Origin of the sequence: Serratia sp. CY27727 (assembly GCF_052169275.1) — a bacterium.
In the GTDB taxonomy this organism is placed as follows: Bacteria; Pseudomonadota; Gammaproteobacteria; order Enterobacterales; family Enterobacteriaceae; genus Serratia; species Serratia sarumanii.
Genome location: NZ_JBJNLB010000013.1, coordinates 101,098 through 114,468, shown reverse-complemented (window position 1 = coordinate 114,468; position 13,371 = coordinate 101,098). Strand labels below are relative to the sequence as shown.

General features: G+C 59.5%; 11 protein-coding genes. 7 read left to right on the top strand and 4 right to left on the bottom strand.

Features of this window, described 5'->3' with window-relative positions:
- Positions 1–273: 273 nt before the first annotated feature.
- The gene (locus ACJ8HB_RS22570; protein WP_047569025.1) at positions 274–1,638 is read left to right on the top strand and encodes an MFS transporter; all 1,365 of its coding nucleotides are present in this window, start codon (positions 274–276) and stop codon (positions 1,636–1,638) included.
- Positions 1,639–1,672: 34 nt separating this feature from the next.
- On the opposite strand, the gene ACJ8HB_RS22565 is transcribed toward ACJ8HB_RS22570, so the two are convergent.
- Positions 1,673–2,164 (bottom strand): YajQ family cyclic di-GMP-binding protein, encoded by a 492-nt coding sequence (locus ACJ8HB_RS22565; RefSeq protein ID WP_004940373.1) that lies wholly within the window; start codon positions 2,162–2,164, stop codon positions 1,673–1,675.
- A gap of 182 nt (positions 2,165–2,346) precedes the next feature.
- Between ACJ8HB_RS22565 and panE the strand changes: the two genes are divergently transcribed.
- On the top strand, positions 2,347–3,258 hold the full coding sequence (panE, locus tag ACJ8HB_RS22560; protein WP_047569028.1) for a 2-dehydropantoate 2-reductase: 912 nt from the start codon (positions 2,347–2,349) through the stop codon (positions 3,256–3,258).
- The gene (yajL, locus tag ACJ8HB_RS22555) at positions 3,221–3,823 is read left to right on the top strand and encodes a protein deglycase YajL (protein WP_033647310.1); all 603 of its coding nucleotides are present in this window, start codon (positions 3,221–3,223) and stop codon (positions 3,821–3,823) included. The genes panE and yajL overlap by 38 nt, the downstream gene beginning before the upstream one ends.
- Positions 3,824–3,869: 46 nt before the next feature.
- Here the strand turns inward: yajL and ACJ8HB_RS22550 are convergent, their stop codons facing one another.
- From ACJ8HB_RS22550 to thiI, 3 genes are all read right to left on the bottom strand, one after another.
- Positions 3,870–5,486 carry a ShlB/FhaC/HecB family hemolysin secretion/activation protein gene (locus tag ACJ8HB_RS22550; RefSeq protein WP_047569031.1) on the bottom strand — a complete coding sequence of 539 codons (1,617 nt, stop codon included), beginning with the start codon at positions 5,484–5,486 and terminating at the stop codon, positions 3,870–3,872.
- Between the two features lie 44 nt (positions 5,487–5,530).
- Positions 5,531–7,108 (bottom strand): filamentous hemagglutinin N-terminal domain-containing protein, encoded by a 1,578-nt coding sequence (locus tag ACJ8HB_RS22545; protein WP_052133460.1) that lies wholly within the window; start codon positions 7,106–7,108, stop codon positions 5,531–5,533.
- A gap of 449 nt (positions 7,109–7,557) precedes the next feature.
- The gene (thiI, locus tag ACJ8HB_RS22540; RefSeq protein ID WP_047569033.1) at positions 7,558–9,006 is read right to left on the bottom strand and encodes a tRNA uracil 4-sulfurtransferase ThiI; all 1,449 of its coding nucleotides are present in this window, start codon (positions 9,004–9,006) and stop codon (positions 7,558–7,560) included.
- Between the two features lie 160 nt (positions 9,007–9,166).
- Between thiI and xseB the strand changes: the two genes are divergently transcribed.
- From xseB to ACJ8HB_RS22520, 4 genes are all read left to right on the top strand, one after another.
- Entirely contained in the window at positions 9,167–9,430 is a 264-nt protein-coding gene (gene xseB, locus ACJ8HB_RS22535; RefSeq protein ID WP_033642062.1) for an exodeoxyribonuclease VII small subunit, read from the top strand.
- A 5-nt stretch (positions 9,431–9,435) separates the two neighbouring features.
- Positions 9,436–10,356, top strand: coding sequence for a (2E,6E)-farnesyl diphosphate synthase (gene ispA / locus ACJ8HB_RS22530; protein ID WP_047569036.1), 921 nt, complete (start codon positions 9,436–9,438; stop codon positions 10,354–10,356).
- A gap of 34 nt (positions 10,357–10,390) precedes the next feature.
- Positions 10,391–12,256 (top strand): 1-deoxy-D-xylulose-5-phosphate synthase, encoded by a 1,866-nt coding sequence (gene dxs, locus ACJ8HB_RS22525; RefSeq protein ID WP_033637303.1) that lies wholly within the window; start codon positions 10,391–10,393, stop codon positions 12,254–12,256.
- A gap of 108 nt (positions 12,257–12,364) precedes the next feature.
- The gene (locus ACJ8HB_RS22520; RefSeq protein ID WP_033637302.1) at positions 12,365–13,339 is read left to right on the top strand and encodes an aldo/keto reductase; all 975 of its coding nucleotides are present in this window, start codon (positions 12,365–12,367) and stop codon (positions 13,337–13,339) included.
- Positions 13,340–13,371 lie beyond the last annotated feature (32 nt).

The following is a 13,371-nucleotide window of genomic DNA, read 5'->3' as shown; positions in this document are numbered from 1 at the left end:
AGGATAAGAAGGACCAAGAGATCGAACAGCAGATGGAGCTGTTGCAGGATTAACTCGAAAATGGCCCCCTTTTAGGGGGCGTCGTGTAAAGCCACCTCCTCAGGAGGTGGTCTTTTACTTGTCACGCCGAAAAGCGGCCGAACTGTAATATCTGTTAAACAACATTCGATTTACCCCCCCTGCCCTGCACACTAAAATGACGCAGCTTTACAGAAATCATGCCATCAGGCGCTGTCTCAACGTCTGATGGCATGGTTTTTACCGAGGTTTGATGTGAACGATAATTCAATGACCCCGCAGGAGCGCCGCGCCACCTGGGGATTAGGCACCGTATTCTCCCTGCGCATGCTCGGCATGTTTATGGTACTGCCGGTGCTGACCACCTACGGCATGGCGCTCAACGGCGCCAGCGAAGCGCTGATCGGCATCGCCATCGGCATCTACGGCCTGGCGCAGGCGGTGTTTCAAATCCCGTTCGGCCTGGTGTCCGATCGCATCGGCCGCAAGCCGCTGATCGTCGGCGGCCTGCTGATCTTTGCCCTCGGCAGCGTGATCGCCGCCGCTACCGACTCGATCTGGGGCGTGATCCTCGGCCGCGCGCTACAAGGCTCCGGCGCCATCGCCGCCGCGGTAATGGCGCTGCTCTCCGATCTGACCCGCGAGCAGAACCGCACCAAGGCGATGGCGTTTATCGGCGTCAGCTTCGGTATCACCTTCGCCATCGCCATGGTATTGGGCCCTATCATCACCCACGCCTTAGGCCTTCATGCGCTGTTCTGGATGATCGCCGTACTGGCGCTGGCCGGCATCGTCATCACCCTGGCGGTGGTGCCTTCCGCCGACACTCACCTGCTGAACCGCGAGTCCAGCATCGTGCGCGGCAGCTTCCGCAAGGTGCTGAGCAACTCGCGCCTGCTGAAGCTCAACTTCGGCATCATGTGCCTGCATATCCTGCTGATGTCGAGCTTTGTGGCGCTGCCGCTGGCGATGGAAAAAGCCGGGCTGGCGGCCAGCGAGCACTGGATCGTCTACCTGGTCACCATGCTGGTGTCGTTCGCCGCCGTGGTGCCTTTCATCATCTATGCCGAAAAATATCGCCGCATGAAGCAGGTGTTTATGGGCTGCGTGGCGGTGCTGTTCTGCGCCGAAGTGCTGCTGTGGCTCTCCGGCGCGCGCCTGTGGGGCATCATCGCCGGCGTGCAGCTGTTCTTCATAGCCTTCAACGTGATGGAAGCCATTCTGCCTTCGCTGATCAGCAAAGAGTCACCGGCCGGCTACAAGGGCACCGCGATGGGGGTCTACTCCACCAGCCAGTTTATCGGCGTGGCGATCGGCGGCAGCCTCGGCGGCTGGCTGTACGGTTTGCAGGGGGCGGGCTTGGTGTTTATCGCCGGCGCCGTGCTGGCCGCGCTCTGGTTCCTGGTCAGCAGCACCATGAAAGAACCGCCGTATGTCAGCAGCCTGCGCATTACGCTGTCGGAACTGGCGGTGAAGGATTCGGCGCTGGAAAGCCGCCTGAAGGCGCAGCCCGGCGTGGCCGAAGCGATCGTGGTGCCGGAAGAGCGCAGCGCCTACGTCAAGGTGGATACCAAGCAGACCAATCGCGGTCAGCTGGAAGCGCTGGTCAATTCGCTATAAAGCATCAGAGCCGGCAATGCCGGCCCTGTAGAGATTAATCGCGGAAGTTCTTGAACTGGAACGGCTGCCCCAGATCGCCGCCGCGCACCAGCGCCATCACGCTCTGCAAATCGTCGCGTGACTTGCCGGTCACCCGCACTTCTTCGCCCTGGATCTGCGCCTGCACCTTCAGCTTGCTGTCTTTGATCAGCTTGACGATTTTCTTCGCCACAGAGGTTTCAATCCCCTGCTTCAGCTTGGCTTCCACGCTGTAGGTTTTACCGCTGTGGGTAAACTCTTCCGGGATCTCCAGCGCGGCGCCGTCGATGCTGCGCTTGCTCAGCTTTTCGCGCAGAATGTCGAGCAGCTGCTGCACCTGGAAATCAGACTCGGTGGCAACCTTGATGCTTTGGTTTTTCTCGTTTAGCTCAAAGCTGGCCGGCACGTTGCGAAAATCCCAGCGGGTGCCGAGATCGCGGGTGGCGTTCTCAACGGCGTTACGCACTTCCTGCATATCAATTTCGGAAACGATGTCGAAAGATGGCATACTTCTTCCTCCTGAATGAGTGCCTAATAGCTTAGGCGATTTTGATGCCGAGCATGATAACCGCTTTGCCGCCTCAGACAAAATCTGCTGAACGCACGCAGGGATAGCGCTTCGGGCTGCCATAAAGCCTATAGTTAATTCACGGTAATTGAGCGGTATTCCCGTGTTTCCAAGGAGACTGAATGAAAATAACCATTCTTGGTTGCGGCGCGCTCGGACAACTGTGGCTCTCCCGGCTGTATCAACAGGGCCACGATGTGCAGGGATGGCTAAGAGTGCCTCAGCCTTTTTGCGCCGTGAACGTGATAGAGCCGGAAGGCGTCTCGTTCAATCGCAATTTGCCCACCAACGATCCGGAGCACCTCGCGCAGAGCGAGCTGCTGCTGGTGACGCTGAAAGCCTGGCAGGTGTCCAGCGCGGTCAGCGCGCTGCTGCCGAAGCTGAACCCCCAGTGCGCCATTTTGCTGCTGCACAACGGCATGGGCACCCAGGAGGAGCTGCCGCCGAACGGCCAGCCGATCCTGCAGGGCACCACCACCCACGCCGCGCGCCACGAAGGCAGCACCATTATTCACGTCGCCACCGGCATCACCCACATTGGCCCCACCTCGCCGGCCGCCCAACACCTCAGCCACCTGGCGGAAGTGCTGCATCAGGCGCTGCCCGACGTCGCCTGGCACAACAACATCGCCTCGGCCAACTGGCGCAAGCTGGCGGTCAACTGCGCGATCAACCCGCTGACGGCGCTGTACGGCTGCCGCAACGGCGATCTGCAGCGCTACCCGGAGCAGATCGAAACGCTGTGCCGTGAAGTCGCCAGCGTGATGGCGATGGAGGGCTACCACACCTCCTGCGAAGGTCTGATGCAATACGTGATGGACGTGATCCACAGCACCGCCGACAACGTTTCGTCGATGCTGCAGGATATCCGCAGCCAGCGGCACACCGAGATCGACTACATCACCGGTTACCTGCTGCGCCGCGCACGCAGCCACGGCCTCACGCTGCCGGAGAATGCGCGGCTGTTTGAACTGATTAAACGAAAGGAAAATGAATATGAGCGTATCGGCGCTGGTCTGCCTGGCACCTGGTAGCGAAGAAATCGAAGCCGTCACCACCCTCGATCTGCTGGTGCGGGCGGGCGTAAAAGTCACTACCGCCAGCGTTGCCGGCGACGGCGAGCTGACTATCGTCTGTTCGCGCGGCGTCAAGCTGCTGGCCGACGCGCCGCTGGTGGCGATCGTCGATGAGCCGTTCGACGCCATCGTACTGCCCGGCGGCCTGAAAGGCGCAGAATGCTTCCGCGACAGCCCGCTGCTGGTGGAAAAGGTGCGGCAGATGCATCTGCAGGGCAATATCGTCGCCGCCATCTGCGCGGCGCCGGCGCTGGTGCTGCAGCATCACGATCTGTTCCCGATCGGCAACATGACCGGCTTCCCGGGCCTGAAAGACCAGATACCGGCGGATAAATGGATGGAGCGCCGCGTGGTGTACGACGCGCGCGTCAACCTGCTCACCAGCCAGGGGCCGGGCACCGCGATGGAGTTCGCACTGAAGCTGATAGACCTGCTGCTCGGCAAGGCCAAGGCGGCGGAGATCGCCGCGCAGCTGGTGCTGATCCCCGGGATGTACGATTATCGCGACAGTGAAGAAAACTGAATCAGCGATCGTAAACACGGGGCGCAGATCCGCGCCCCGTATCGCGTCAAAAACTGAGCTGGCTGGAGAAGCCCAAAACCAGACGCTCACTCGGCAGCGCGCCGGGTTTGATCACCGGCGTGCCGGCGAAAATGTCCGCAGCAAAACGCCCCTGATTCACCTTCAGGCCAATGACGCTCCCCGCCAACTGGCCGCCTTCCCCCTGTTGTTGGGCCAACTGCCCGTAGTCGAATCCAATATAGGGTTGCAGCATGTCACGTTCCAACGTCAGCGTATTGCGCAGATACCCTCCGCTGCTGCCGATCAATTTGCTGTCGCCGCTAAACCCGCGCACCGTAGAACGATCGCCGATAAACGACTTATCCTGGATCGGCTGTGCGGCGCTTGCCCATTGCCCCGATAACTCCCCGAGATAACGCAGACGATGACCAAATGCATTGAAGGGTTTCAGCATACTGCCGCCCGCTCGCAGCTGCTGTTCGGCATGTGAGCTCCCCTTCCCGACGCCGGCAAGGGCGTCGGCGGTCAGCGCGATTTGCGCACGGGCGCCATAATAAAGATGGCTGACGCCCAGCTTCAGGCTGGTTAGCCGTGCGCTCTGCAAGGCAATCTCCGTGTCATTGAGGTAATAGCGGTAATGACGTTGCAGCAGTTGCGCATTCAACGACGTTTTCTCATTCATCCCGCGCGCCAACGTATAGTCAACCTGCAGCCCCCAATACTGCGAACGGCCGTTATAGCGATAATCGGTGAAGTTGCCGGCGAAAGTCTGGTGATAGCGGCTGTCTCCGCCCAACGCGCTGAAGCGCCAGTATCCCCAAGGCAAGCTATAGTACAGGGCGCGGCTTTCATTGCCTTTGCCCGGCGGCGCCAGAATGCTGCGCGCCATCGACAGGTAAAAAACGTCGCCCAATGCGGTCAGATTATCGAGATACAGCGCGCCGCCGGTCTGATAACGCCCCGTAGAACGAACGCCGGCGTCATCCGCCCAGGCGGTAAAACGCCAATATTTATCCTGTTGGCGCAGGATCTCGATATCGCTTTCGCCAGCTCGTTCGCCCGGAGCAATGCGGATATCGCTGATGACGCCCGGTATCCCCCCCATGTTCTCCAGCCCTTGCTCGATACTACGCAAATTCAGCACATCGCCGGCCGCAATGGGAAAAAGCACATCGGGGCGGAAATAGGCGCTGCTGCCCGCCTGCATTTTCAGCTGACCGATGCGGCCATAATGCACACGAACCTTCAGTATCCCTGCCGGTACCTCTTGAACGTCGAGCTGCACCCGCGAAGTGATATAGCCTTGCGCTATCAGCGCGTTTTGCAGCTTTTTGCGCAACCTCGCCAACCCTTTCTCCCCCATACAGCGGCCACGGGCCGTATGCGCCAACTGTTTGAAAGCCGTGAGGCGTAGCGGCGCCGTCGCCGTTTCGACTTTATCGATCATCCAACACGGAGATTCGCTGATAAATATGTCCGCTTGCGCGTTTTGCTCCGGCTGCGGCGACAAAACAGGAGGGGTGGACGGTAACAGCTTGCGTTGCGTATCGCCGATGAGGCTTTCCTGGCTAACGCGTTGTTTGGCCGGCGCCGGCGTGGCTTCAGCGCGGCTGCAACAGCTGAACAGCACGCCCAGACAAAGAATAAGACATTCCCTTTTCATGCTCTCTCATCCATTCCCCCACCCTTGGGTGGGGGAAACGTTTGTCACATCCAATAAGACCAACCGTAAGGCCAGCCGAAACCGCCGTATCCCCAACCCCAGCTATTCGCGGGCTTGTTGATGTCGCGGCCGTTGTTGGTGACCGCGCCGGACGTGGAGCGCATCGTGCCTGAGTTGTTGAAAGAGACGCCGCGATGGCTGATATCGCCATAGGCTTCAATCCTGCCGTAGTTGCTGAAACTGGTGTCCGACAAGCTGATGGAAGAGGCGCGAGAAACGATGCTCCCGCGGTTGGTGATGGACGTTCCCTGGATCGCCGCGCCGTTTTGGGCTTCGATCACGCCATTGCCGGCGTTGAACAAGCTGGTGGCGTTGAGTTGTAAAGCCTGCGCGGATTGAATGCCGCCGGTATTGTCGACGCGGGTCGCCCGCAGTGTCAGCGCGCCGTTTTGCGTTTTGACGCTGCCGCGATTGTTCAGTTGGGTCGCATTCAGCCGTATTGCCCCGCCCTCGATGCGGCCGATATTGTCCAGCTGCGTTGCCGTCAGGGAGGCCGAACGCGCACTCACGTTCTTTTCATTTTGCAGCCGGGTAGCGCTGATGTTCAATTGCCCCTGTGAAGCGATATTTCCTTGATTGACCAGCGAGTCGGTACTGATGTCGGCGCCACCGTTTTTCGCCTGAATCTGACCGCGGTTGGCGATACCGACGGAAGCGCGAGATACGTTTTGAGCACCGTTGCCGATTTGCACGCGTTCATCACTTCCCGCGTCGGTTTGGATACTGACGATGCTGACATTGTTCAACGAGGCGCCGGCGTTGGAGCCCGCCCCATTGGCATTGCCGCTATTGACGCCTACGCCGTTTTCATTGGCGACCAGCCTAATCTTGTTGGCATACATTCCCCCCAACTCGGCGACGTCGATCAATACTTCAGGCTTATCTTTAGACGCTTCAACGCTATTGAAGCGGGATAGATCTGCCGAAACCGTTTTTTTCCCCGCCGAGACTAACAGGGCGTCCGCATGAACCGCCGCGCTGATTTCCGCCGTGCGCGCAATAACAGCCGTATAATCGACATCGCCCTTCGTCAAGCCCTCCCCCTCGACTCGAATATTGCCTTGATTAACGTGGTAGCCGTTAAAAGCACCGTCCTTGAACTGCAAATCGGCGGTAGTTAATACGCCGTTGCGGGCATTAATAAAACCGCAACCGTTGCAGGTAATGCCGGATTTATTGGCAATGACAACATCGGCACGTTGCCCGGCGACTTCTACCATCCCCTTCAAAATACTTTTATTTACCGAATTCACTTCATTCAGAATTACCTTAGCTGCACGGCCTTCTAACTGAGCGTTCCCCGCAACGGTTCCGGCCAATGACGTATTCGCGCCCGCAAGGCTGTTATTTAAAATAGCGCCCTGAGCGCCAACGTCGAACTGCGTGTAAACGTTATGCGAGACACCGTCCGCACCCGCACGATTGATATTCACCACCGGCACCTGATTGATATGGTCAACCGATGCGACCCCCGCCTGAGGTGCTATTTGCGCCAACAGCGGCGCGCTGGGCAACAGCAACGCCGCTGCCGACAACAGCAATGTCGTCTTATTCATTTTCATTAATCGCTCTCCTTAAATAACGTTGTCCATCCCTGCCAACCATTAACTGACGTTCAGACTAATAGCGAAAAACATTAATGGCCATAGGGATATCCTCCTTTGCAATGTGCATTACCCTGATAACCATAAAATACGAATGGCCTATGCTCAGCAAAAATATAATTTGCACGGTAAGAGAAAAAATATGCACAATCAAATGCCAAAACACAATTTCAATAGGGAATCTGCAGATAAACGCCGACAGGGCTGCCAGCGTTCGATAACAATAATATCCATACCATCAAATAAAAAAATCAATAGATATTTAATATATTGACCAAAGTTATTTTAATAAAAACAAAAACCAAGTTAAGTGTATTATTTAAAAACGGCGTAATAAGCAGGGTTATTTGGCGGGAAAATGCGCTTTGAAAGAAAACGGCCGGCGTCTGGCGACGCCGGCGGATAAATTACGGACGATAAACCTTCACGTTGCTGAAGCCTTGCTCCAGCAGGTACAGCGCCTGCAGGCGGCTCATCACGCCGCGCTCGCAGTACAGCAGGTAGGTTTTGCTCTGATCCAGATCGCCGAACTGGGTGCTCAGCTTGTAGAACGGCAGCGCTTTCACTTCAACCTGTTCCAACTGCAGCGGCTTCTCTTCCTGCTCGTCGTTGGAGCGGATATCCAGGATCACTTCGTCGGCACCGAAGGCCGCGACGGTTTCCACCTCGGTCACCTGCTCCTGAGCCTGCTCGGCGATGGAGCGGATATCGACGTTCTTCGCTTCGCTCACCACCCGGTCGAGAATGCTGAAATCGAAGTGGCTCTCTTCCTCTTCGATCTTGGCCTTGATGGCTTTCACCGTCGGGCTCTTCGAAATCACGCCGCAGTATTCCGGCATGGTTTTGGCGAAGTCTTCGGTGCCGATTTCGCGCGCCAGCTTGATGATGTGCTCTTTATCGTGCGAGATCAGCGGACGCAGGATCAGGGTATCGGACGCGTTGTCGATCAAGCGCAGGTTGGTCAGCGTCTGGCTGGAGACCTGCCCCAACGCTTCGCCGGTCACCAGCGCCTGCACGCCGTAGCGTTCGGCCACTTGCGAAGCGGCGCGCACCATCATGCGCTTGAGCACCACGCCCATCTGGCCGTCGTCAATCTTCTCCAGGATCTCACCCACCACCGGCTCGAAATCGATGGCGACGAAGCGCACCTTGTGCGAGCTGGCGAAGCGATTCCACAGGTAGTGCGCCACCTGCTTCACGCCGATCTCGTGCGCGGCGCCGCCCAGGTTGAAGAAGCAGAAGTGCACGCGACAGCCGCGACGCATCAGCATGTAGCTGGACACGCCCGAGTCGAAACCGCCGGAAATCAGCGACATTACGTCTTCCTGGGTGCCGACCGGGTAACCGCCGATGCCTTCGAGGCGGCGTTTGACCAGCATCAGCTTGTCGTCTTCGATCTCCAGGTTTACCGTAACCTGCGGGCGGGTCAGGTTAACGCGCGCGCTCTCGATATGCTGGTTCAGACCGCCGCCGACATAGCGCTCCACGTCCTGCGAGTTGAACGCCTGCTTGCCGCGGCGCTTGACGCGCACGCAGAAGGTTTTGCCTTCCAGCTGGGCGCGGTAGGCTTCCAGCGTCTGCTCGAAGATGTGGTGGATATCGGTATAAGCGCGATCTTCCACTTCCAGAATATGGTGGATGCCGGGAATGCGCGTCAGGGCGTCGGCGATGACCGGCCGCTGGTTTTCATCTTTGGCGCGAACTTCGATATGATCCCAGTGACGGACGACCGCCAGCGTTTCATCATACTGCTTCAGGACGTTGCGAATATTGGTCGAGAGAATCTTGATAAAGCGCAAGCGCACAGATTGGCTCTTGATGGTGATTTCCGGGAACAATTTAATGATAAACTTCATGGCGGTCTTTGTTGTCAGATAAGAATTACGGCGCGGAGTATATCACCATATCGCCGCGCTCTGCGCACAAAACCATACATGAGCGCCATGATTTGCTAATCAAGATCCGCTAGGATAGGCTCTGGCGCCACGGTTCACATGATGACGTAAAAAGAAAATTATGCCGAAAAAACCAGCACAATCAGCCAGTACAGAGCAAACAGCCAGCTTTGAAAGCGCCCTCGGCGAGCTGGAAAGCATCGTGACACGTCTGGAATCAGGCGAACTGCCGCTGGAAGACGCGCTGAACGAGTTCGAACGCGGCGTACAGCTGGCGCGTCAGGGCCAGCAGAAACTGCAACAGGCGGAACAGCGTGTGCAGATACTTCTTAACGACAGCGCCGACGACGCGGCGCTGGCGCCTTTCACACCGGATACCGAGTAACCGACATGTCTGAGATCGCCCCAGCGGCCGCTTTTGCCGATCAACTGCAGATTTTCCGCCAGCGCGCCGATCGCGCGCTGCTGGACTTCATCGCCCCACTGCCGTTCAACGACGGCAACATGGTGGCGGCGATGCGTCATGGCGCCTTGCTGGGCGGCAAGCGCCTGCGCCCGTTCCTGGTCTACACCACCGGCCAGATGTTCGGCGTGTCGTTGGCCAACCTGGACGCGCCGGCGGCGGCGGTGGAATGCATTCACGCCTACTCGCTGATCCACGACGATCTGCCGGCGATGGACGACGACGATCTGCGCCGCGGCCAGCCGACCTGCCACATTAAATTCGGCGAAGCCAACGCGATCCTGGCCGGCGATGCGCTGCAAACGCTGGCGTTTTCGATCCTGGCCGATGCCGAAATGCCCGACGTGGCCCTACGCGATCGGCTGTCGATGGTCTCCGAACTGGCGACCGCCAGCGGCGTAGCCGGCATGTGCGGCGGCCAATCGCTGGATCTGGAAGCCGAAGGCAAGCGCATCGACCTGCAGGCGCTGGAGCAAATCCACCGCCACAAAACCGGCGCGCTGATCCGCGCGGCGGTGCGTCTGGGCGCGCTGAGCGCCGGCGAAGCCGGGCGAGCGGCGTTGCCGCAGCTGGATCGTTACGCCGCCGCGGTTGGCCTGGCGTTCCAGGTGCAGGATGACATTTTGGACGTTGTCGGCGAGACTGAAAAAATCGGCAAGCGCCAGGGCGCGGACCAACAACACGGAAAGAGTACCTACCCGGCGTTGCTCGGGCTTGACAGCGCGAAAGCAAAAGCGTGGGATCTCTATCAGGAAGCATTAGCTGCATTAGACACTTTGGCAGCGCAATCTTATAACACAGCGCCATTGCGAGCGTTAGCCAGCTTCATTATTGAACGCGACAATTAACGTGTGACGTTAACTCCTCTGATATGAGTATCGAATGAGTCTTGATATAGCCAAATACCCAACCCTGGCGCTAGCGGAAAACCCCGAGGAACTCCGCTCACTGCCCAAAGAGAGCTTGCCGAAGCTGTGCGATGAGCTGCGGCAATACCTGCTGAACAGCGTCAGTCGCTCCAGCGGCCACTTTGCCTCCGGGCTGGGTACCGTCGAACTGACGGTGGCGTTGCATTTCGTCTACAACACGCCGTTCGATCACCTGGTGTGGGACGTCGGCCACCAGGCCTACCCGCACAAAATTCTGACCGGCCGCCGCGACCGTATCGCCACCATTCGGCAAAAGAACGGCCTGCACCCCTTCCCGTGGCGCGCCGAAAGCGAATACGACGTGCTGTCGGTCGGCCACTCGTCGACCTCGATCAGCGCCGGCCTCGGCATGGCGGTGGCGGCGGAACGTGAAGGCAAAGGCCGCCGCACGGTGTGCGTGATCGGCGACGGCGCCATCACCGCCGGCATGGCGTTCGAAGCGATGAACCACGCCGGCGACATCAACCCGGACATGCTGGTGGTGCTGAACGACAACGAGATGTCGATCTCGGAAAACGTCGGCGCGCTGAACAACCACCTGGCGCAGCTGCTGTCCGGCAAGCTTTACTCCACCCTGCGCGAAGGCGGCAAGAAAGTGCTGGCCGGCGTGCCGCCGATCAAGGAGCTGGTGAAACGCACCGAAGAGCACCTGAAAGGCATGGTGGTGCCGGGCACGCTGTTCGAAGAGCTGGGCTTCAACTATATCGGCCCGGTAGACGGGCACGACGTGCAGGGGCTGGTCGCCACGTTGAAAAACATGCGCGATCTGAAAGGCCCGCAGCTGTTGCACATCATGACCAAGAAAGGCCGCGGTTACGCGCCGGCGGAGAAGGATCCGATCAGCTTCCACGCGGTGCCGAAGTTCGATCCCGCCAGCGGCACGCTGCCGAAAAGCGCCGGCGGTCTGCCGACCTATTCGAAAATCTTCGGCGACTGGCTGTGTGAAACCGCCGCCAAAGACAGCTCGCTGATGGCGATCACGCCGGCGATGCGCGAAGGCTCCGGCATGGTGCAGTTCTCTCGTGACTACCCGCAGCAATATTTCGACGTGGCGATTGCCGAGCAGCATGCGGTCACCTTCGCCGCCGGGCTGGCGATCGGCGGCTACAAGCCGGTGGTAGCGATCTATTCCACCTTCCTGCAACGCGCCTACGATCAGCTGATCCACGATGTGGCGATCCAAAACCTGCCGGTGATGTTCGCCATCGATCGCGGCGGCATCGTCGGCGCCGACGGCCAGACTCACCAGGGGGCGTTCGATCTGTCGTTCATGCGCTGCATCCCGACCATGGTGATCATGACGCCGAGCGACGAGAACGAATGCCGCCAGATGCTGTACACCGGCTATCACTACAACGACGGCCCGAGCGCCGTGCGCTATCCGCGCGGCACCGGCACCGGCGCGGCGCTGGAGCCGCTCAACCTGCTGCCGATCGGTAAAGGCGTGGTGCGCCGCCAGGGGGAAAAGATCGCCATTCTCAACTTCGGCACCCTGCTGCCGGAGGCCGCGCAAGCGGCGGAGGCGCTCAACGCCACGCTGGTCGACATGCGCTTCGTCAAACCGCTGGACGAGCAGCTGGTGCTCGAATTGGCCGCCAGCCATGAAACGCTGGTCACGCTGGAAGAGAACGCCATCATGGGCGGCGCCGGCAGCGGCGTCAACGAACTGCTGATGGCCAAACGCCGTCCGGTGCCGGTGCTGAACCTCGGCCTGCCGGACAGCTTTGTCTCGCAGGGCAGCCAGGAAGAACTGCGCGCCGATCTGGGGCTGGACGCCGCCGGCATTCAGCGCCAAATCGAAACCTGGCTGGCGCAGTAATCGCCACTCGCGCCTGAAAAAACGCCTCCGCTCTCGGGGGCGTTTTCGTTTCCGCCCTCCGGGATCCGCGCTACAGTTACTGTCTGAGCTTTCGAATGGGAGGCAAGCATGAAGTACCTGAAACTGGGCAACACCGATCTGAACGTCTCGCGCATCTGCCTGGGCTGCATGACCTACGGCGAACCGAACCGCGGCAATCACGCCTGGACGCTGCCGGAAGAGAGCAGCCGCCCGCTGCTGAAACAGGCGCTGGAAGCCGGCATCAACTTTTTCGATACCGCCAACAGCTATTCCGACGGCAGCAGCGAGGAGATCCTCGGCCGGGCGCTGCGCGACTATGCGCGCCGCGAAGACGTGGTGGTCGCCACCAAGGTGTATTTCCCGCTGAGCAACCTGGAGCGCGGTTTGTCGCGCGCCAACATCATGCAATCCATCGACGACAGCCTGCGGCGCCTGGGTACCGACTATGTCGATTTGCTGCAGATCCACCGCTGGGATTACGAAACGCCGCTGGAAGAGACGCTGGAAGCGCTGCACGACGTGGTGAAAGCCGGCAAGGCGCGTTACATCGGCGCCTCCTCGATGTACGCCTGGCAGTTCGCCAAGGCGCTGTATACCGCCGATCTGCACGGCTGGACGCGCTTCGTCAGCATGCAGGATCAATACAACCTGATCCAGCGCGAAGAAGAGCGCGAAATGCACCCGCTGTGTACCGCCGAAGGCATCGCCGTGCTGCCGTGGAGCCCGCTGGCGCGCGGCCGCCTGACCCGCCCCTGGGGCGAAACCACCGCGCGGCTGGTTTCCGACCAGTTCGGCAAGAGCCTGTACGAGGAAACTGAAGGCATCGACGCCATCATCGCCGAGCGCGTCGCCAGCCTCGCCGACGAACGTGGCGTTTCACGCGCGCAGATCGCGCTGGCCTGGCTGCTGAACAAGCCGGCGGTCAGCGCGCCGATCGTCGGCGCTTCACGCAGCGAGCAGTTGGATGACGCCATCGCCGCGGTCGATTTGAGTTTGTCGCCACAAGAGGTCGCAGAACTGGAGACGGCTTACGTGCCACATCGGGTGACGGGATTTGAATAAGAGAAGCGGGCGCAAAACGGCGCGCCCGTCTG